The organism is Paenibacillus sp., from assembly GCF_035645235.1.
GTDB lineage: Bacteria > Bacillota > Bacilli > Paenibacillales > YIM-B00363 > Paenibacillus_AE.
The window spans coordinates 1-19,628 of the sequence record NZ_DASQMZ010000177.1 but is presented as its reverse complement, the minus strand read 5'-3'; the positions used below and the strand labels follow the sequence as shown (position 1 = coordinate 19,628).

The following is a 19,628-nucleotide window of genomic DNA, read 5'->3' as shown; positions in this document are numbered from 1 at the left end:
CGGCGACGAGGAGAGCGGCGTCGCGGTCGGCGTCCGGCAGCACGATGCCGAATTCCTCGCCGCCGTAACGGGCGACGAGGTCGTCGGGGCAGCGGACGCACCCTTCCGCCGTTCTGGCGATTCGGCGAATGACTTCGTCTCCCGCGACATGTCCGTACCGGTCGTTATACCGCTTGAAGTGATCGATGTCGAGCAGCAGCAGCGCCACCGCACCCGCCGGCGTCCGGCGCTCGGCGAGCTTAAGCAGCGACGCGGAGAGCATATCGTCGAAGCGGCGTCGGTTCGCGACGCCGGTCAGCCCGTCGACGAGCGACAGCTCGCGGAGCTTCTCGTTGGCGGTGCGCAGCTCCTGCTCCCGTTGGACGAGACGGACGTACTGGCGGTTCGTCTCGTAGACGAGGAGACCGAGGAAGACGGTCGACGCGATGACGGCAAACAGCAGTCCCGCCTCATGACCGATCGTGTACCGCTCGCCCGCGCCCGCCGCCGCCGCGCGCCATGCGGCGACGACGCCGAGCCCCGAGGCGAACGCGCCGACGGCGAGCCACAGATGGAGGAAGCTGCGGCCGCGGGGGCCGCGCAGCAGCAGGGCGATGGCGAGGCCGTGCAGCGCGGCCGCGACCGCGGCCGCGAAGGCGCCCGGAGCGGGATCGGCGAGCGGCGCGGCGGCCGATCGCGCGGCGGCGACCCAGCCGACGGCGCTAGTCGCGACGGCGACGGCCGCGGCGGTGCCGGCGATCGCCGCGCCGGCGCGGCGGCTCGACCGGATGAGCCGCGCCGGCGCCGCCCGGGTCGCCGCCGCGTACGCAAGCAGCAGCGCCGGGAAGCCGAGGCGGCTCGCCGCCCACAGCCGATCCGCGGCCTGCGCGGCCGCGTCGAGCGGTCCGTCCGGCGGCGGAACGCCCGGCGCCCAGACGAGCTGGAGCGCCGCGAGGCCCGAAGGGAAGAGGAAGGCGGCGGCTAAGGCGAGCAGCGGCGCCTCCCGGGTCAAGCGAAACTGGAAAAACAAAAAGGCGGTCGCCGCCGCGTTCGCGAACGCGACGACGGCGGCATGCCCCGCCATCCAAGCCGCGAGTCGAGGCACGGGCTCCGCGGCGAACGGCAGCGTCGTGCCGGCCGCGGCCAACAGGGCGACGCAGAGCGAGCCCGCGAGCCATCGCTGCCCCGGGGACGCCTGCAGTTCGTGCAGCCCGCCCCTCGCGGCGGATGCGGTTCGATTCGAGGACATCCGGATTCCCCCTTCCGGACGCGAGGATCGCCGATGCGGCGGCGACGCGCGCGATGCCGAGATTTTCGTCGATCTATCTTACGCGGACGATCGGGCGAATGTCCCGGCTTTGGCGCGAAATCGAGATTATTATATAATGCACCTTACGTAGCGATAACGGAATCGGTAAAGGGGGCGAAGCGCTTGTCTTACGAGGAGCAATTGGCGGCGGAGCGGGAGACGCTTTCGAAGGTGCGGAGGCACATCGAACGGCAGATCGACGCGGGCGAGGAGGGCATGAAGCTGACGGACGATTTCACCGAGCTGGCGCTGAACGCCATTCGCCGGAAGGAGCTCGATCAGCTGAATAAGTCGAAGACTCGGCCGTTCTTCGCCAAGGTCGATTTCCGGGAGCGGGATCAGCCGGATCGGGAGCAGGCGTATATCGGACGCTTCGGGCTGTTCGACCGCGCGACGATGGAGCCGATCGTGCTCGATTGGCGGTCCCCGATGGCGAGCCTGTATTACGAGCACGCCTTCCGCGACGTGCCCGTCGACGTGAAGCTCGGCCGCCGGCTGACGTTCGACGTCTTGACGAAGCGGCAGTTCGAGATGGAAAAGGACGAGCTCGTCCGCATCTACGACATGTCGGAATCGACCGGCGCGAACCGGCTGCTGCTCGAGCGGCTGGAGCAGCGCGGCGAGCAGAAGCTGCGCGACATCGTCGAGACGATCCAAGCGGAGCAAAACGCGGTGCTCCGCGCGGACGCGGGGCAGGCGCTCGTCGTGCAAGGCGCCGCGGGGAGCGGCAAGACGACGATCGCGCTGCATCGCCTTGCGTTCCTGGCCTATTCGTACCGGGACCGGGGCGCGTTCGACAACTTTCTGATCGTCGCGCCGAATAAGCTCTTCATCGATTATATTTCGGACGTGCTGCCGGATCTTGGCATCGAGGGCGTCGTACAGACGACGTGGGAGGAGGCGTTGACGCGCCACATCCCGCTGCCGAGAGGGTACCGGTTCGAGGACGCGGCTGCGAAGACGGCGCTCTTTCTCGAGCCGCTCGTCCCTGCGGGTCCGGGCGAAGCGTCCGCCGGGAGCGGCGGGAAGCCCGGCGGCGCGGGCGGGGAGCGCCGGGCGGCGCTCGCGACGGTGCGCCTCGCCTCGCGGCTGCGCGGTTCGATGGCGATGAAGGCGCTGCTCGACCGGTACGTCGACCGCCGCATCGAGGCGACGGTGCCGGATGTCGACTTAGTCCTTAGCAAGGCGCACCGGCTCTCCGCCGAGGAAGTCAAGCGGAAGTTTCACGTCGACTTCCGGCATTACCCGTACGTGCAGCGCCGCCGGCGGCTGCTGCAGGCGCTGACGCAATGGAAGGACGATTGCGTGAAGGAGGCGGCGCGCACGCTCGAGTCGCGCGTGCGAGCGGGACGGTACGCGGAGACGGAGCGGCGCATCGCGGAAATTCGCGAGCTGTACGACCGCAAGCTGGCGGAATACGCGGAACGGATCAAAACCGTCGAGCTGGTCTCTTTTTACCGCAACCTCATGTCGAAGCCCGCCAATATCGCGAAGCTGCTCGAGGCGTCCGGCTTGGCCGGAGAAGAGGGCGCCGACGCCGAACGGCTGGCCGCGTATTTCGAGGAGCGCAAGGCGGCGAAGAAGCAGGAACTCGAATGGGACGACATCGCCCCGCTCTTCTACCTCGCGAACCGGTTTTACGGGCTCGGAAAGACGAAGGCGTTCAGCCATATTATCGTCGACGAAGCGCAGGACTTCTCGCCGTTCCAGCTTCATGCGCTGACCGCGTTGTCGGCGAGCGGTTCGATGACGATTCTCGGCGACCTGGCGCAGTCGATCTACCCGTACCGAGGCCTCGACGATTGGAATGCGCTCGCGAAAGGCGTGTTCCAGAGCCGCATGTCCATCGAGCGGCTGAAGAAGAGCTACCGGTCCACCGTCGAAATCATGACCGTCGCGAACGCGGTGCTCTCGCATGCGAACAACCCGCACATCGCGCCCGCCGAGCCGGTGCTCCGCCACGGAGAAGCGCCGGTCGCCGAACGGCTCGAGGGCGAGCGGGCGGCGCTCGTGCGCATCGCCCGGCGCGTCGCCGAGCTGCGCGAAGGCGGGCTGGCCAACGTGGCGATCATCGAGAAGTCGCTCGCCCGGTGCCGGGACGTCTACAAGAAGCTGGCGAAGCTGGGCCTGACGGACGCGCATCTGATCGAAGGCAAGGCGGAGAAATACGCCGGCGGCGTCAGCGTCGTGCCGGTGTACCTCGCCAAGGGGATGGAATTCGACGCCGTGCTGCTCGTCAATCCGTCGGAGGCCGCCTACGACCCGGCCGCGCCGGAAGACGCGAAGCTGCTGTACGTCGCCTGCACGAGGGCGCTGCATCGGCTGGAAGCGTACGGGTGGGAGGCGCTGACGCCGATGCTCTCGGGGGCGATGTAGCCGCGGGCGCGGTTCGTTCGCCGCGGCGTTTCCCGTCTGGCAAGAAGGCGCATCGATCGATATACTGGAAGTATTCGGACAAGGGGGTGCCGGCCGATTGCTGTATTTCATTCGCATGTCGCAGAAGCTGCTTAAGCTCAACAACGGCTTTCTGGCGGTATTCACGGCGACGTTCGTGCTCGGCAGCGCGACGATCATGTACGCGCTCGAGCCGGAGACGTTCGGCAAATGGTTTAACGCGTTATGGTACGTCATGACGACGGTAACGACGGTCGGCTACGGCGATTACTTCCCGAAGACCGACGCCGGCAAGCTGTACGCGATGCTGCTGTACCTGTTCGGCATCGGGCTGCTCAGCCTCGTCATCGGGAAAATCATCGATGCGTTCGGCACGCTGAAGAAGCGGAAGGAGGCTGGCAAGTTGAAATATCACGGCAGCGGGCATGTGCTCATTATCGGGTGGAGCCGCAGGGCGCAGTCGGCGGTGGAGGAGCTGCTGCACGGCGATCCGCGGATCGAGGTCGTCTTGATCGACGAACTGGATCGGTCGCCGCTCGACGAGGAACGCGTCTTCTTCGTCAGCGGCGATCCGTCGGCCGAGACGACGCTCGAGACGGCGGGGCTGTCCCGAGCCCGCGCGGCGATCGTGTTCTCCGATCGAGCCATCGACAACGCGGCGCTCGCGGACGGCAAGTCGCTCCTCATCGCCTCGAGCATCGAGCGTCTGGCGCCGCACATTCACACGACGGTCGAGATCGTCCTCGAGCAGCATATCCAAAATTTCCGCCACGTGCAGGTGAACGAGTTCATCCTGTCCCATGAGGCAGTGTCCCGTCTCGCGGTGCGTTCCGCGATGCACGCCGGCAGCATTTCGATTTTTACGCAGCTCCTCAGCAGCCGGGTCGGGGAGGATGTGTTCGAGGTCGCGCCGCGCCCCGAGTGGAAGACGTACGGCGACGCGTTCCAAGGCTTGCTCCGGCTCGGCGCGACGCTGCTGGCCGACCGGGGGGACATGACGATCAACAGGAAGCTTGACGAGGCGATGCCCGCGGAGGCTCGGCTGTTTATCGTCTGCGACGGACCGACGTACGAGCGCATTCGGGCGACGGGGTAGGCCTCCGTCTTGAACTCACTCAGCACATTGTTTATAATCATTATTATCTTCAATTAAATATAGACAACGGAATCGGAGGAGTGCGGCATGGCGCAAGCGATCGTGTACACGAGCACGAACTGCGTGTACTGCAAGCAGTTGAAGTCGTATTTGACGGAACAGAACGTATCGTTCGAGGAGCGCAACGTAGACGAGAACGAGGCGTATTTCGAGGAGCTGCAGAAGATCGGCATGATGTCGCTGCCGGTTACGGTCATCGGCGAATACAATATTCTCGGCATGAATACGACGCGTATTCAGAAGGCGCTCGCGTCGTTGACGGTGTAACGAGGCTGGTACGTCCGCCATACGGCGGGAAGCGCGGCGGCGAAGGGGCGGGATTAGCGCAGCGAAAGCTGCCGATCCGGCCCCTTTCCCCGTTAAAGAGGTCGCCGCATGCGTCACGCGGCCGGCTTCTTGTCCAACAGCTTTTGGTATTTCATCGAAAACGCCACGATTAGCGGCACGAGCACGATCGTCGGAAGAAACCACACGAGCAGGCTGACGCGCTCGAGCCCGAGCAGACGAGGCGCGCCGAACACCGCGAACGCCGTGACGGTGGAGATGCAGCAGCTGAGCATGCCGACGAGATGCTCGACCGTCCAATGCGACCGCCGCTTCGGCGCAGTCAGCCAATAGGCGAGCTGCGAGCCGCCGAGGAACAAGCCGAGCAGGGGAAAGTACTGAAGCAGCGGGAAACCGATCGTCCAGCCGTACGCGCCGATGGCGATGCCGGAGCCGAATAGCAGCGCGGGGAACGCCAAGTCGACGGGATGTCGATGCGGCGATTTCCGCTTCTTGTAGCGAAGCACGCGGATGCCGTACCAGGCGCACGCGCCGCTGAGGATCGAGACGAAAATCAAAAACCAAGAGAACGGAATCGCGTCCGGCTCCGGACCGGCGTTCCAGGTTAACCGATAGATGCCCATAAAGAGCGCGGTCGCCGACACGACGGTCATCGCTCCGACATACACCCAGCCGACCCGGTTATGCAGCTTGCCGCCCTTCCTCGCCACGATCGGCACCCAAAAGACGAGAAGCGCCAGAAAGCCGGAGCCGATATGGAGCCACCTCGAGAGTTGAAACAGCATATCCACGCATATACCCTCCCCACCTACTTTGCATCGTTAACTACATTCTAGGAAGCGCGCCGATTTCCTTTTTTTATGCTACACTATTTCGAAAATGACCCAAGAACCACGAACAGAGGTGCTTCCATGATCGCAAAGACGACGATTCCGATCTACGTCCTCTCCGGCTTCCTCGGCAGCGGGAAGACGACGATGCTGCGTAGAGCATTAGACGCCTATAACATGAGGGGGCTGCGGCCCGTCGTGCTCATGAACGAACTGGGCGACGTCAATCTGGACGGGGCGGCGCTCGCGGCCGGCGGGGAAGCGGTGCCGACGGCGGAGCTGCTCGGCGGCTGCATCTGCTGTTCCATCCGGGACGACGTCGGCCTGCAGCTTCATGAGCTGGTGACCGCCTACGCGCCTGACGCCGTCTTTATCGAATCGACCGGCGTCGCGCATCCGATGGAAATTATGGATGCGGTGACCGAGGCGTCGCTTTATTTGCCGATCGCGCTGGCAGGACTCGTCGCCGTCGTCGACGGCGCGTTCCTGCTCGGCGAAGGCGCGGACGCCCCGACGGCGAAGACGAGGCGGCTCCTTCGCGACCAAGTGCGCTGCGCTTCGCTCGTCGCGCTGAATAAGACGGATCGCCTGTCGGCGGAGAGGGCGGACCGCGCGGAGGCGACGCTGCGAGAGTGGAATCCGCATGCCCGCATCGTGCGCACGGTGCGCGGAAACCTCGACGAAGGCTACTGGTTCGAGACGGACGCCGCGGCGCCGGTGCCGGCCGTGGCGTCGGAGGGGCATATTTGCGGCGATGATTGCCGGCACGGCCGCGCGCACGACCGCGGCGACGCTCATGGACATCATGCCGCGCACGAGCACGTGTCGGTCTATACGCGGTTTTTGAACGGACCGATCGACAGCGGCGCGTTCGAGGCGTTCATGAAGTCGCTCCCGCAAGGCGTCTATCGGGCGAAGGGGATCGCGACGTTTTCGGATACGGCGAGCCGGTTCCTTTTCCAATATGCCTACAAGGAGCTGGACTTCACGCGCATTACGCCGCAAGGCGAGGTGAACGACGTCGCGGTGTTTCTCGGCGAAGCGTTTCCGAAGGACGAGCTGGAGGCGGGCATAGCGGCGCTGGAGCGCGGGACGTACTACCGGGAGCGGATGCGGCGCTCGTACGATCGATACGCGGAGGAGCGGGATACGGACGAGCTGCAGGGATGGAAAACGGTCGAGCGCGACCGGTTTCTGGCGGCACTGCGGGCCGAAGGGGCGGAGACGCTGCTCGAGGTCGGCGCCGGTCCGGGGCGCGACAGCGTATTTTTCCGCGAAGCCGGCCTTGCGGTCACGGCGGTCGACCTGTCGCCCGAGATGGTTCGGCGCTGCCGCGAGAAGGGGCTCGACGCCCTCGTCATGGACATGGCGGACCTGCGGTTCCCGGACGGCTCGTTCGACGCGGTCTACGCGCTGAACAGCTTGCTGCATATTCCGAAAGCCGAGCTGCCTGACGTGTTGGCGGGCATCCGACGCGTGCTGAAGCCGGGAGGCCTGTTCTACATGGGCGTCTACGGCGGCGTCGACTCCGAGGGCGTCTGGGAACAGGACGAATACGAGCCGAAACGGTTTTTCGCCATGTACGCCGACGAACCGATGCGGGACGTCGTCGGTCGGGCGTTCGAGATCGTGCATTTCGGCGTCGTGGCGTACGCGGGGAGCGGGAAACGGCCGCATTTTCAATCGATAATCTTGCGGAAATCGACCGCCGTATGATAAGGTATTGGTAAGTTTTTGATTTCGGAACTTTCGAAGGGAGGTGTCAACATGTCGTCCATCGCCGCTCGCAGCAAGGGAGCCCAAACTTGGGTCCGCCAAGCTACGATCGCATTCCGTTCCGCCGCCGACGGGAGAGGTCTGTCCATTTCCGGAGATGACGACTTGTTGACACGGTAAGCGCGGGGGTTTTTCCCACCGGGACGCGAAAGCCGCGGGCGAAGTCGTATCTTCGCTTGCGGCTTTTTTTGTGCGTTCACATTCCATTTTCGAAAGAGTGATACGGATGACGACGATTTGCGCGGCGGAGCACATAACGAAAAATTGGGGCGGCGCGCCGGTGCTGGCCGAGCTGTCCCTTGAAATTAAGGAGAAGGAACGAATCGGGCTCGTCGGGCCGAACGGCTGCGGCAAGACGACGCTCCTGAAGCTGCTCGCGGGGGAGGACGTTCCCGATTCGGGAGCGATCCATTATCGGAAAGGGTGCCGCGTCGCGCTGCTCGCCCAAATACCCGACTTCGGGCCGACGCGGACGGCGGGCGACGTGCTGGCGGAGGCGTTCGCGTCGCTGCTCGCGATGCGCTCTAGGCTTACGGAGCTCGAGCGGGACATGGCCGACACGGCGCTCGCGGACAAGGCGATGAAGGCGTACGGCCCGTTGCTCGACGCGTTCGGCGCGGCGGGCGGGTACGAGATGGACGCGGCGCTGTCGCGGGTGGCGGAGGGTCTCGGCATCGCTTCGCTGCTGGACCGGCCGTTCGGGGCGATGAGCGGCGGGGAACGCACGAAGATCGGACTCGGGCGAATTTTGCTGCTGAAGCCGGACCTGCTGCTGCTCGACGAGCCGACGAACCATCTGGATTTGTCTTCGGTCGAGTGGCTGGAAGGATACCTGCAGGATTACGACGGGAGCGTGGCGATCGTGTCGCACGACCGCTACTTTCTGGACCGCGTCGCATCGAAAATCGTCGACCTCGAAGGCGGCGTCGCGGACGTGTATCACGGCAATTACTCTTCCTTCGTCGAGGAGAAGGAGCGCCGGCTGCTGGCGGAATTTACGGCGTATCAAGAGCAGCAGAAGAAGATCAAGAAGATGGAAGAGGCGATCAAGCGGCTTCGCGTCTGGGCGGCGCAGGCGGACAATCCGAAGATGTTTAAGCGGGCGGCGGCGATGCAGAAGGCGCTCGACCGCATCGACCGGCTCGAGAGGCCGGTACTGGAACGGGCCCGGATGGGGCTGGCTCTCGAGGCGGGAGACCGCAGCGGCAAGGACGTCGTCGCGATGGAGGGCGTCGGCATGGCGTTCGGAGACCGCCGATTGTTCCGGGACGTGAACCTGCATGTGCGGTTTCGGGACGCGGCGGCGATCGTCGGCGAGAATGGAAGCGGAAAGTCGACCCTCTTGCGGATGATCGCGGAAGGGACGGCTCCTTCCGAAGGCATCGTTCGGATCGGCAGCGGCGTGAAAATCGGCTATTTGGCGCAGCACGACCTGTTCCCCGATCCGGAGCAGACGATCCTCGGGGCGTTCCGCGACGCGGCGCCGGTCGAGGAAGGCGAAGCGCGGCGTTCGCTCGCGAAGTTTTTGTTTTACGGCGCTTCGGTGTTCCGGAAGGTAAAACATTTAAGTGGCGGGGAGAAAATGCGCCTCCGGCTCGCGCAGCTCATGCACTCGGACGTGAATTTCCTGGTGCTCGACGAGCCGACGAACCACCTCGACATCGACGCGCGGGAGGCGCTGGAGGAGACGCTCGCTTCGTTCGGGGGCACGATGCTCTGCGTCTCGCACGACCGCTATTTCCTGAATAAACTGTTCCCGGTCACCTATTGGCTCGAAGGAGGACGGCTCACGCGGTACGAGGGCGGATACGACGAAGCGAAGCGCAAGCGCGCGGAGCGGCTCGCGGCGGCGCCGGGACGCGAACGCGGCCCGACGGACGCGGCGAAATCCGGGGGGCGCGCCGAAGGGCCGCGGCAGCCCGCGTCGCAAGCCCGCAAAAGCGCCGGCGCATTCTCGCTCGAGCGGCTCGAGCGGGAAATCGAAGCGATCGAGGCGAAGCTCGCGCTGCTCGACGAGGCGATGTGCGCCGAGAACGACGCCGCGAAGCTCCAAGCGCTGTTCGCCGAACGCGCTGTGCTCGAGGCCGAGCGGGAGCTCCTGTACGAACAACTGGATCGGCTATAATTTTTTAAGCGAATCGCCCGGAGGGAGCGGTTCGCTTTTTTGTTTGGGGGGGCGGTCGTCTCTTTCCGACTTGTTTCCTTTTGCTCAGGGGGCAGTCGTCTCTTTCCGACTTGTTTCCCTTTGCTCAGGCGGGGTTGTTTCGTCTCTTTCCGACTTGTTTCCCTTTGCTCAGAGGGCGGGGCTGGCGTACCGGTTCATTCTTTCACCGAGGGGCTCGGTCCGGCAAGTGCGGGTAGCTTGGAGGAGGCGGACGCGTCCCGACGCTTGCACTGAGCAGAGGGAATTAGGCGGGAAAGGGAGCGGGAACAGCGGTGACGCATGTAGGGGGTTTGCAAGAAAATGGATAAAGTGATATCATACAAATATCAAAGTGATGTGAGGAGAGGTTCGCAATGAAAGAATTCGGCGCATGGAAAGCGAACGGGTTTGTCGCGGTGTTGGCTGTATTCGTTTGTATCGCGCTCGGCGTATTTTTCCTTACTCGGTCTTCTTTCCTGCCGGTCGTCGGCGGGCTGCTGCTGCTGGCGGCGCTTCTCGTGCTGACCTCGATCACGATCGTGCAGCCGAACCAATCGGCGGTCGTAACGTTCTTCGGCGAGTATAAGGGAACGTTGCGGGAGGACGGGTTTTGGATGGTGCTGCCGTTATCCGTGCGGCAGAAGCTGTCGTTGCGGGTGCGCAATTTCAACAGCGCGAAGCTGAAGGTGAACGATATCGAAGGGAATCCGATCGAAATCGCGGCCGTTATCGTCTTTAAGGTGGTGGAGACGGCGAAGGCGAGCTTCGAAGTAGACAAGTACGAGGAGTTTGTGGAAATCCAGAGCGAAGCGGCGCTGCGGCATGTGGCCAGCAAGTATCCGTACGATAACTTCGACGAGACCGGCATGTCGCTGCGCGGCAACGCGGACGAGGTGTCGGAGGAGCTGGCGAAGGAGCTGCAGGCGCGGTTGTCCGTCGCCGGCGTCGACGTGATGGAGGCGCGGCTTACGCACTTGGCGTATTCCACGGAAATCGCCGGCGCCATGCTGCAGCGCCAGCAAGCGTCCGCGATCATCGCCGCGCGGCAAAAAATCGTCGAAGGCGCGGTCGGCATGGTGAAGGACGCGCTCGAGCAGCTCGAGCGGGACAGCGGCGTGGCGCTCGATCCCGAGCGGAAGGCCGCCATGGCGAACAATCTGATGGTCGCGATCGTTTCCGACCGCTCCGCCCAGCCGGTCATCAATACGGGCAGTCTGTATTAACGGATGGCGGGCAAGAAGCAATATCCGTTGCGCATCGACGCCGCCGTCTACGATGCGTTGGAACGTTGGGCGGCCGACGAGTTTCGCAGCGTCAACGCGCATATCGAGTACGTGCTGCGCGAGGCGCTTCGGCAAGCGGGACGGCTGCCGGGGCCGCGGAGGCCCGCGGAACATGAGGACGAGGGCGGGGCTCCGGGCGGCCCGGGGAATTCGCCCGGGGCCGGCCGCCCGGATTAATCTGGTTCGTCCGAAGCGGCCGTGTTATACTCTACTCAAATTCGATGTAGAGGAGCGTGCAGGATGCGAAGCGGCAATCCTGTTTTAAACGATCGAGCGTTCGAGCGCGGGGCGTACGGTCCGGAGGCGATGACCCTCGAAGGAACCGTCAACAAGGCGTTCATTATGTTAGTGCTGCTCGGGGCGGGAGCGTTCGTCGCGTGGGACCGGTATTTCGCGGGCACGCTCGAGCCGGGGTTGGTGATCGGAAGCGCGATCGTCGGTCTGCTGCTGGCGTTTGCGATCGTCTTCGTTCGAAGGGCGGCCCCGTTCCTCGCGCCCGTCTATGCGGTCGCCGAAGGCATCGTGGTCGGCGGCGTGTCGGCGGCTTACGAAACGCAATTCAGCGGCATTACGCTGCAGGCGGTGCTGCTGACGGCGGCCGTCTTTCTTGCGCTGCTGTTCGCCTACAAAACCCGCCTGATTCAGGCTACGCGAAATTTCAAGCTGGGCGTATTCGCCGCGACCGTCGGGATCGCCATCATGTATTTGCTCAGCTTCGTTCTCGGCTTCTTCGGCATCTCGGTCCCTTATTTGCACGATAATAGTTTGATCGGGATCGGCATTTCGTTGTTTATCGTCGCCATCGCCGCGCTGAATCTCGTCTTGGACTTCGATTTCATCGAGTCGGGCGTACGGAGCGGGGCGCCGAAATACATGGAATGGTACGGCGCTTTCGGGCTTTTGGTTACGCTAATATGGCTGTATTTCGAAATTCTTCGTCTGCTCTCCAAACTGAGAAGCCGGTAACGCACCGCGGATGAAACCTTTCGCCCGCGCCTCGCGTCTGAAAGGTACTTCGATTCGGGAGGCTCCTTCAATGAAACGTACGTTAGGCAAAGAATTCGGATACCAGCTGGCGGCGGCCGCGTTCGCGACGGCGACGTTCCCGCTGCTGCTCGTCGCCGCGAACGATGTGCCCACGGATTTTTGGGCGGCGTATTCGTTTTATTTTATCTTCTCGGCGCTCGCATACATGACCGTCGGGGTGCTGTTCGCGGTCGCGATCGAACGCGCGGCCGACCGGTGGAGTCCGGGAGGCGGGCCGTGGCGCTATGTCGCCTCGTTGATCGCTTATGCGGCGGCCGGCGTCCTCGCGATGTACGTCTACTTGGCCACGCTGCTGAGGAACTTGGAGATTCAGCCGAACGCCTCCTTGTTCGCGGTCGGCGCGCTCGCCGCGCTCTACATGTACCACGTTGCAATGGGGATGAAACGGTTGCGCGCGCCAAAAACTACAGCCCAAACGTAAGCCGACGTGCTATAATACCTCCTATTGAGTGCCAATAGGGGGTATTTTTTTCGTGCGCGATTGGAAGAGAAGCGTTCGGCCGCTGCTCGCGGCGGTCGTCGCCGCGGGGGTGCTGGGCGGCGTCGCCAGCCCGGCGGCGCATGCGGTTAATATTTGGGCCTTGTACAAGGAAGGGCTCGCGGCGGAGGCGAAAGGCGACGACGCGGCGGCGATCGAGAAGCTGTCGGGCATGCTGCCGACGCTGAAGGAAAGCAAGGATTACACGAATGCGGCTAACATCTATAAACGGATCGGGCAAGCGTACGCGAACTTGGGGCGGTACGACGACGCGGCGGCGGCTTGGGACAACGAGTCGGCGAATTGGCGGCTTGCGGGGCTCGCGGCGGAGACGGCCGCCTCGAAGCGGCGCGCGGATTACGTGCGCAGCACCGTCAAGCTGTTCGCCGCCGTGCAGCCGCAAGCGCTGGCGGATACATACGATCGCGGTGCGTTGTTCGAGCCGACGGTCGGCGCGTACCTCGGCGCGTATGCGGAGGCGGACCCGAAGGTGCACGATACGAAGGATTGGTCCTTTTTCTATACGGAAAAGTTTCCGGAGCTGACCGGGCGCAAGCATGCCGCGTACTTGCTGTACACGACATGGGGCCGTCCGTTCGAGGAGCTGAGCTCGCACGTCGAGGAGGCGAAGGAGCACGGCACGGCGCTGCAGATCGCGCTGCAGCCGATGAAGGGGCTGTCGGAGGTCGTCGACGGCCCGTATCTGCGCGCGTACGCGAAGGCGGCGGCCGCGGCCGGGGTGCCGATCTTCCTGCGCTTCGCGAACGAGATGAACGGCAACTGGGTGCCGTGGAGCGGCGATCCGGCGGCGTATATCGAGAAATTCCGTCTCGTCGCGGACGTATTCCGCGAGGAAGCGCCGGACAACGTCGCGATGGTGTGGGCGCCGAACGACATCCCCGTCGACAACATCGAGGCGTATTACCCCGGCGACGCGTACGTCGATTGGGTCGGAGTCAGTCTCTACAGCATTTATAATCCGGCGCTCGATCCGCTGCAGGCGGGCGTCGATCGATCGAATCATTTGCAAAAGTTCGAACATATATACAACCTGTACGCGAAGCGCAAGCCGCTGTTTATTTCCGAGGGCGCGATTTCCTACGTGTATCCCGAGCAGAACCGGGTCGTGGACGCATGGGCGGCATATCGGACGAAGGAGTTTTACGCGACGCTGCCGATGCTGTACCCGGGCGTGAAAGCGGTGTTCTGGTTCGACGCGACGAAGACGGAGGCGAGCCGGGAGAAGCATTTCCTGCTGTCCGCGAACGACGCGGTGCTCGCCGCGTACAAGCAAGCGATTCGGCATCCGTTTTACCTGGATACGATCGGGCAGGAGGCCAAGAAGGCGTATATCAACGCCGTCGACGCCGGCCTGCCGCCGCGCGCGACGGAGCTGAGCGCGTACGTGCAGACGGTCGAACCGATGCTGGGCAAAGTCGAGTACGCGATCGCCGGGAAGACGATCGGATCGTCGACGGCCGCGCCGTGGACGATCACGCACGACTTCGCGCCGTACCGCGGCCAATCGGTGACGATCGAGGTGAAGGCGTACGACGCGAGCGGCAAGCTCGTCGCGACGAAGGCCGTGAAGGCGCCCGTCGGCGACGCGCTCGTGACGCTCAAGGGCCAGCGCATCGACTTCGACTCGCAGCCGAAGATCGTCAGCGGCCGCATGTTCGTGCCGATCAAGCAAATCGCGGACGCGCTCTCGGCGAAGACGGGCTGGAACGCGGCGGAGCAATCGATTACGCTGACGGACGCAAGCCGCGGGCTTTCCGTCTCGCTCGCGATCGGCTCCACGGCCGCGCGGCGCGGCGCGGAAGCCGTGACGCTCGAGGCGGCGCCGTTCGTGCAGAACGGCCGCACGTACATCCCGCTCAGCTTCGTCGCCGAGGCGTTCGGGCTGTCCCGGGCGTGGGACGGCGCGACCGGCACGGCCAGCTTCCAATAATCCGGTTTATACGATTCCATTCGCAACCCCCGGTCTTCGACAGGCTCGGGGGTTGTTTGCTACAATCGGGGGAGGACATTTTCGGGGGGGGACGAACTGATGAAGTACGATTTCGACCGCGTGATCGATCGGAGAAACACCGCTTCTTATAAATGGGATCAACTGACCGCGCTGTTCGGCGGGGAGGACGTGCTGCCGCTGTGGGTGGCCGACATGGACTTCGAATGCCCGAGGCCGGTCGTCGACGCGCTGACGCGGCGCGCCGAGGCGGGGGTGTACGGTTACACGATCCGTACGGACGAATGGTTCGAGGCGATCCAAGGCTGGTACGCGCGCAGGCATCGATGGGACATCGCAAAGGACGCGATTGTCATGAGCCCTAGCGTCGTGACGTCGCTGGCGCTCGCCGTCGAGCTGTTTTCGGAGCCGGGGGCGGGCGTCATTTTGCAATCGCCGGTGTATTATCCGTTCTACGACGTGATTCGCTCCAACGGGCGCGAGGTGCGCAAGAACGCGCTGCGGCTCACCGAGGCGGGCATGTACGAGATGGATTTCGACGGGCTGGAGCGGCACATGCGGGAGGGCGCGAAGCTGATGCTGCTGTGCAACCCGCACAACCCCGGCGGGCGCGTCTGGACGCGGGGCGAGCTAACGAAGCTGGCGGCGCTCGCGTCGCGGTACGGCGTCACCGTCGTCTCCGACGAAATACACGGCGATCTCGTCTTCGCGCCGCGCGCGTACGTGCCGTACGCGACGGTGAGCGAGGAGGCCGCGGCGACGTCGCTGACGCTGCTCGCGCCGACGAAGACGTTCAACCTGCCGGGCGTCCAATCGTCGCTCGTCGTCGCGAACGACCCGGCGATGCGCCTGAAGCTCGCGAACCGGATCCGGACGCTGTCGCTGCATATGCAAAATTACTTCTCGCATACGGCGACGATCGCGGCGTACAACGAGGGCGACGAATGGCTCGATCAGCTGCTGCCGTACGTGCGGGGGAACCTCGAGTACGCGATGCGCACGCTGCGCGACCGGGCGCCGTCGCTTCGTCCGATGCCGCCGGAAGGCACGTACCTGCTGTGGGTCGACGCGCGGGCGCTGGGCCTTACGGGGAAGGCGATGCAGCGGTTTATGAACGAGGAGGCGAAGGTCGCCTTCAACGAAGGCTCCGTGTTCGGCGACGAAGGCGCCGGATATGTCCGCATCAATTGCGCGTGTCCGCGCTCGACGCTCGAGGAGGCGCTGCGGCGGTTCGTCGGCGCGATCGAGCGGCGGGACGCGCAGGGCTAAAGCCCTTATTTGGACAACGTCATCTAATCGTCGAGAGCGTCCCGCAATAGGACGTTCTTGTACGGTTAGATGCTTTTTTCTATCCAGTTGTAAGGGGTTACAATTTAGCGACTAGGGGGGGCCATTCGTGGCTGATCGAGGGTGGGAAGCGAATTGGATTTGGGGGCCGGCGGACGGACCGGCGAACGGTTGGACGATCTTTCGAAAGACGTTCGAGCTGCCCTGCGCGCCGGGGTCGGCCGAGGCATGGATATCCGCGGAGTCGAAATATTGGCTTTGGCTCAACGGCAGGCTGGTCGTCTTCGAAGGCGGCTTGAACCGCGGTCCGACGCCGGGGGCCGCCTACTTCGACCGGGTCGATCTGAAGCCGTTCGCCGTCGAGGGCTCGAACACGATCGCGGCGCTCGTATGGTACTGGGGCAACGAGGGCCGCAACAATACCGACAGCGGACAAGGCGGATTGCTGTTTCAAGCGGCGTTCGACGACGTGGTCGTCCGCAGCGACCGAAGTTGGCGCATGCGCGTTCATCCCGCCTACGGCCCTACGGACCGCCCGCTGCCGTCGTATTTGTACGGAGGCCATAACATCGGGTTCGACGCCCGGCTCGACATCGACGGGTGGCACCGAAACGACTTCGACGACGGTCGGTGGGAGCAGGCTACGGAGAAGGGCGTCCCGCCTTGTTCTCCATGGGGGAAGCTGACGGAGCGGCCGATCCCGCTTTTGAAATTCGACGCCATCCGGCCGTATGCCGGCAGCGAGGTCCGGGACGCGGAGGGCGGAAACGGGGGAAAGGTGTACGACGCAATTCTCCCTTATGCGATGCAGTTCACGCCTTACCTGAAAATCGAGGCGGACCGGGAAGGCCTAAAGCTCGATATTCGGTCCGACCGGTATGCGGTGAAGGGGGGGCCAGGCGATTCGCATCACGAATACCTCGGGCATCGCACGGAATATACGACGAAACGGGGGATCCAGGAGTTCGAGTCGCTGGACTGGCTGTTCGGGGAACGCGCGATCTACACGGTACCGGAGGGAGTTCGGGTGCTGGAGCTCGGTTATCGCGAATCCGGCTACGACGCGGCGATCGCGGGGAGCTTCGCTTGCAGCGATCCGTTCTTGAACAAGCTGTACGAGAAATGTGCGAGGACGCTTTACGTCTGCATGAGAGACAATTACATGGACTGCCCCGACCGGGAGAGAGGCCAATGGATCGGCGACGTCAGCTCGCAGGTTCCGCAGACGTTCTATGTCTTGGATCGGAAGGCGGACAGGCTGACCGTCAAGGCGATCTCCGATTTCGTGGAATGGAGAGACGGGGCCGTGCTTCGCGGGAACGTCCCGGGCGCGCACAGCAGCGAGCTTCCTTCGCAATCCCTGAACGCGATCGGCGAGTTCGGCATGATTCTGTCTTACTATTGGCACAGCGGGGACGCTTCGGTCGTTCATCGGGCTTACCCCGCGGCGAAGGATTATCTTGCGCTTTGGCGCGACGGGCGCGACGGGTTGATCGAGCCTCGGTCGGGGGATTGGCGGTGGTACGATCACGGCGAATTCGTCGACGGGACGGTATTGGAAAACGCATGGTACTACACGGCCCTGAAGGCGGCCGCCGACATGGCGTCCATGATCGGACGCCCGGAATCGGAAATCGCGTGGTTCCGATCGCGCGCGGCGGGCATCCGCGATCGATTCGACCTTGCGTTCTGGAAGGGCGATGGGTACCGCTCCGAAGGTTTCCTCGACGATCGGGCGAACGCGCTCGCCGTGCTCGCCGGACTCGCCGGGCCGGACAAGCTGGAGACGATTCGAGGAGTGCTCAGGAACGTCAGACACGCTTCGCCCTATATGGAGGGGTATGTGCTCGAAGCGATGTTCCTGGCGGGAGACGCGGACGGGGCGATGGCGAGAATGAGAGAACGGTACGCGCCGCTCGTGAACAACGAGAACTCCACCCTGTGGGAGGACTTTGAAATTCTCGGCACCCGCAACCATGCGTGGTCCGGCGGCCCGTTGACCGTCCTGGCGAAATATGCGGCGGGCGTCGCGCCGCTGACCCCGGGGTACGGCCGATACCGGGTGATGCCGGAGCTCGCGGATCTGTCGGAGTTGCGTCTGGTCGTGCCTTCCGTTAGAGGGAACATCGAAACGGCGATGCGGCGGAGCGGGGAAACGTTCGAGATCGAGCTTTCCTCCCCCGAAGGAACGGAGGCGCTCGTCTGCATCCCGAAACACGTATTCGGGAACGGCGTCGGCGTCGGAACCGTCGTGTCCGGTACGTCCGTCGTCTGGAAGGACGGCGAACCTGCGGGGAAGCCGGTCGAGGGGATCGAGTTTCGCGGGGAGGACGAGCGGCTCCTCCGTTTCGCCGTCCGTCCGGGTCGATGGCGGCTCTTGACGCTGCCGAACGGATAGGGGACGATGGAAGAAACTACCGACGGACGAGGTGTTGGATATGGCCATGTACTTTAAGCTGCTCGCGGCGCTCGCGGCGGCGACGCTCGCGGGCTGCTTCGGGCCGGGCGCGGAGCCGGGCGGCGCGCCCGCGCCGGATGCGCATCGTCCGGCGGACGCCGGCGATGCCGGGACGCCCGCCGCCGAACCGTACGTCGTCTTGGCCGAGAAGCTGCGCGCGCCGTGGGCGATCGCGTTCGACGGCGAGACGATCTACGTCAGCGAGCGGGAGGGCAGCGTCGTGCGCGTCGAGCCGGACGGGACGGCGACGCGCAAGCCGGTACGGCTGCAGGCGGGCGTCGCGGCGAGCGGCGAGTCTGGCTTTCTAGGCTTCGCGCTCGCGCCGAATTTCGCCGAGACGAAGGCGGCTTATGCCTACCATACGTACGAGGCGAACGGGGCGATGCGCAACCGGGTCGTGCTGCTAGAGGAGCGGGAGACGGAATGGGTCGAGCTGCGGCCGCTGCTCGAGGGCATCCCCGGCTCGCGCATCCACGACGGCGGACGCATCGCGATCGGACCGGACGGGCATGTGTACGTCACGACCGGCGACGCGGGAGAGGAAGCGTACGCGCAGGACCGAAGCAGCCTGGCGGGGAAAATTTTGCGTTTGGCGCCGGACGGGAGCGTTCCGGAAGACAACCCGTTCCCGGGCTCGTACGTGTATTCCTACGGCCACCGCAATCCGCAAGGGCTGGCGTGGTCCGCGGACGGCGCGATGTACGCGGCAGAGCACGGCCCGTCGGGGCGTCCTGGCGGCCACGACGAGATCAACGCCATCGAGGCGGGCGGCAATTACGGCTGGCCGAAGGTGTACGGCGACGAGAACGAGCCCGGCCTGATCGCGCCGCTGTACCACTCCGGCGAGCCGCCGGCGATCGCGCCGTCGGGCGCCGCCATGGGCGAGGACGGCCGGCTGCTGCTGGCGACGCTGCGCGGCGAGACGCTGTTCCGCTTCGATCCCGCGGCGCTCGAGCGGCTGGAGCCGCTGCTCGAAGGCGAGGGCCGCTTGCGGGACGTCGCGGCGAAGGGCGGTTTCGCGTACGTCCTGACGAACAATACGGACGGCCGCGGCACGCCGGGCCCGTCGGACGACCGTCTGCTGAAGGTGCGGTTGCCCTAAAATTTCTTCAGCGATTGGCGGTACTGCGACGGCGACTGGCCGTACGCGCGCTTGAACTGCTTCGAGAAGTACAGCGCGTCCGCGAAGCCGACGGACGAGGCGACCTGCTCGACGGTCAGCTCGAGCCGCTCG

The 19,628-nt window shown here is 64.4% G+C and carries 16 protein-coding genes; 13 read left to right on the top strand and 3 right to left on the bottom strand.

Annotated elements, in window-relative coordinates; translation table 11 throughout:
• Window positions 1–1,228, bottom strand: a 1,228-nt coding sequence (locus VEZ38_RS17020; RefSeq protein WP_324895560.1) for a GGDEF domain-containing protein, incomplete at its 3' end; no start/stop codon positions are given.
• Between the two features lie 183 nt (window positions 1,229–1,411).
• Between VEZ38_RS17020 and VEZ38_RS17015 the strand changes: the two genes are divergently transcribed.
• The 3 genes from VEZ38_RS17015 to VEZ38_RS17005 all read left to right on the top strand — a co-directional run bounded on the left by VEZ38_RS17015 (window position 1,412) and on the right by VEZ38_RS17005 (window position 5,105).
• Window positions 1,412–3,664, top strand: coding sequence for a HelD family protein (locus VEZ38_RS17015; protein ID WP_324895558.1), 2,253 nt, complete (start codon window positions 1,412–1,414; stop codon window positions 3,662–3,664).
• Between the two features lie 97 nt (window positions 3,665–3,761).
• A complete protein-coding gene (locus VEZ38_RS17010; protein WP_324895556.1) occupies window positions 3,762–4,778 on the top strand; it encodes a potassium channel protein in 1,017 nt (338 codons plus the stop codon).
• A gap of 87 nt (window positions 4,779–4,865) precedes the next feature.
• Window positions 4,866–5,105: a glutaredoxin family protein gene (locus VEZ38_RS17005; RefSeq protein ID WP_324895554.1), complete on the top strand. Its 240-nt coding sequence runs from the start codon at window positions 4,866–4,868 to the stop codon at window positions 5,103–5,105.
• 113 nt (window positions 5,106–5,218) lie between these two features.
• On the opposite strand, the gene VEZ38_RS17000 is transcribed toward VEZ38_RS17005, so the two are convergent.
• Window positions 5,219–5,908: a DUF2306 domain-containing protein gene (locus VEZ38_RS17000; protein ID WP_324895565.1), complete on the bottom strand. Its 690-nt coding sequence runs from the start codon at window positions 5,906–5,908 to the stop codon at window positions 5,219–5,221.
• A gap of 126 nt (window positions 5,909–6,034) precedes the next feature.
• Here VEZ38_RS17000 and VEZ38_RS16995 point away from each other — a divergent pair, with 126 nt between their 5' ends.
• From VEZ38_RS16995 to VEZ38_RS16950, 10 genes are all read left to right on the top strand, one after another.
• Window positions 6,035–7,669: a GTP-binding protein gene (locus tag VEZ38_RS16995; RefSeq protein WP_324895551.1), complete on the top strand. Its 1,635-nt coding sequence runs from the start codon at window positions 6,035–6,037 to the stop codon at window positions 7,667–7,669.
• 286 nt (window positions 7,670–7,955) lie between these two features.
• Window positions 7,956–9,854 carry a ribosomal protection-like ABC-F family protein gene (gene abc-f, locus VEZ38_RS16990; protein WP_324895549.1) on the top strand — a complete coding sequence of 633 codons (1,899 nt, stop codon included), beginning with the start codon at window positions 7,956–7,958 and terminating at the stop codon, window positions 9,852–9,854.
• A gap of 392 nt (window positions 9,855–10,246) precedes the next feature.
• On the top strand, window positions 10,247–11,095 hold the full coding sequence (locus VEZ38_RS16985; RefSeq protein WP_324895547.1) for an SPFH domain-containing protein: 849 nt from the start codon (window positions 10,247–10,249) through the stop codon (window positions 11,093–11,095).
• 3 nt (window positions 11,096–11,098) lie between these two features.
• Complete coding sequence (locus VEZ38_RS16980) at window positions 11,099–11,332, top strand: toxin-antitoxin system HicB family antitoxin (RefSeq protein WP_324895545.1); 234 nt, start codon at window positions 11,099–11,101, stop codon at window positions 11,330–11,332.
• 63 nt (window positions 11,333–11,395) lie between these two features.
• Window positions 11,396–12,121, top strand: coding sequence for a Bax inhibitor-1/YccA family protein (locus VEZ38_RS16975; RefSeq protein ID WP_324895543.1), 726 nt, complete (start codon window positions 11,396–11,398; stop codon window positions 12,119–12,121).
• 70 nt (window positions 12,122–12,191) lie between these two features.
• Window positions 12,192–12,623, top strand: a complete 432-nt coding sequence (locus tag VEZ38_RS16970) for a hypothetical protein (protein ID WP_324895541.1) — start codon at window positions 12,192–12,194, stop codon at window positions 12,621–12,623.
• Between the two features lie 52 nt (window positions 12,624–12,675).
• The gene (locus tag VEZ38_RS16965) at window positions 12,676–14,631 is read left to right on the top strand and encodes a stalk domain-containing protein (RefSeq protein WP_324895539.1); all 1,956 of its coding nucleotides are present in this window, start codon (window positions 12,676–12,678) and stop codon (window positions 14,629–14,631) included.
• 99 nt (window positions 14,632–14,730) lie between these two features.
• Window positions 14,731–15,918 carry a MalY/PatB family protein gene (locus tag VEZ38_RS16960; RefSeq protein ID WP_324895537.1) on the top strand — a complete coding sequence of 396 codons (1,188 nt, stop codon included), beginning with the start codon at window positions 14,731–14,733 and terminating at the stop codon, window positions 15,916–15,918.
• A gap of 127 nt (window positions 15,919–16,045) precedes the next feature.
• Window positions 16,046–18,334 carry an alpha-L-rhamnosidase C-terminal domain-containing protein gene (locus tag VEZ38_RS16955; protein WP_324895534.1) on the top strand — a complete coding sequence of 763 codons (2,289 nt, stop codon included), beginning with the start codon at window positions 16,046–16,048 and terminating at the stop codon, window positions 18,332–18,334.
• Window positions 18,335–18,374: 40 nt separating this feature from the next.
• Complete coding sequence (locus VEZ38_RS16950; RefSeq protein WP_324895532.1) at window positions 18,375–19,496, top strand: PQQ-dependent sugar dehydrogenase; 1,122 nt, start codon at window positions 18,375–18,377, stop codon at window positions 19,494–19,496.
• Here the strand turns inward: VEZ38_RS16950 and VEZ38_RS16945 are convergent.
• On the bottom strand, window positions 19,493–19,628 hold a 136-nt coding region (locus tag VEZ38_RS16945; RefSeq protein WP_324895562.1), incomplete at its 5' end, for an AraC family transcriptional regulator. The two genes, VEZ38_RS16950 and VEZ38_RS16945, sit on opposite strands and share 4 nt — an antisense overlap.

Excerpts from the sequence above, each read along its gene's own strand:
- VEZ38_RS17005 (WP_324895554.1), top strand. The coding sequence starts at position 4,866 with ATGGCGCAAGCGATCGTGTACACGAGCACGAACTGCGTGTACTGCAAG.
- VEZ38_RS17000 (WP_324895565.1), bottom strand. The coding sequence starts at position 5,908 with ATGCTGTTTCAACTCTCGAGGTGGCTCCATATCGGCTCCGGCTTTCTG.
- VEZ38_RS16995 (WP_324895551.1), top strand. The coding sequence starts at position 6,035 with ATGATCGCAAAGACGACGATTCCGATCTACGTCCTCTCCGGCTTCCTC.
- abc-f (WP_324895549.1), top strand. The coding sequence starts at position 7,956 with ATGACGACGATTTGCGCGGCGGAGCACATAACGAAAAATTGGGGCGGC.
- VEZ38_RS16985 (WP_324895547.1), top strand. The coding sequence starts at position 10,247 with ATGAAAGAATTCGGCGCATGGAAAGCGAACGGGTTTGTCGCGGTGTTG.
- VEZ38_RS16980 (WP_324895545.1), top strand. The coding sequence starts at position 11,099 with ATGGCGGGCAAGAAGCAATATCCGTTGCGCATCGACGCCGCCGTCTAC.
- VEZ38_RS16975 (WP_324895543.1), top strand. The coding sequence starts at position 11,396 with ATGCGAAGCGGCAATCCTGTTTTAAACGATCGAGCGTTCGAGCGCGGG.
- VEZ38_RS16970 (WP_324895541.1), top strand. The coding sequence starts at position 12,192 with ATGAAACGTACGTTAGGCAAAGAATTCGGATACCAGCTGGCGGCGGCC.
- VEZ38_RS16960 (WP_324895537.1), top strand. The coding sequence starts at position 14,731 with ATGAAGTACGATTTCGACCGCGTGATCGATCGGAGAAACACCGCTTCT.
- VEZ38_RS16950 (WP_324895532.1), top strand. The coding sequence starts at position 18,375 with ATGGCCATGTACTTTAAGCTGCTCGCGGCGCTCGCGGCGGCGACGCTC.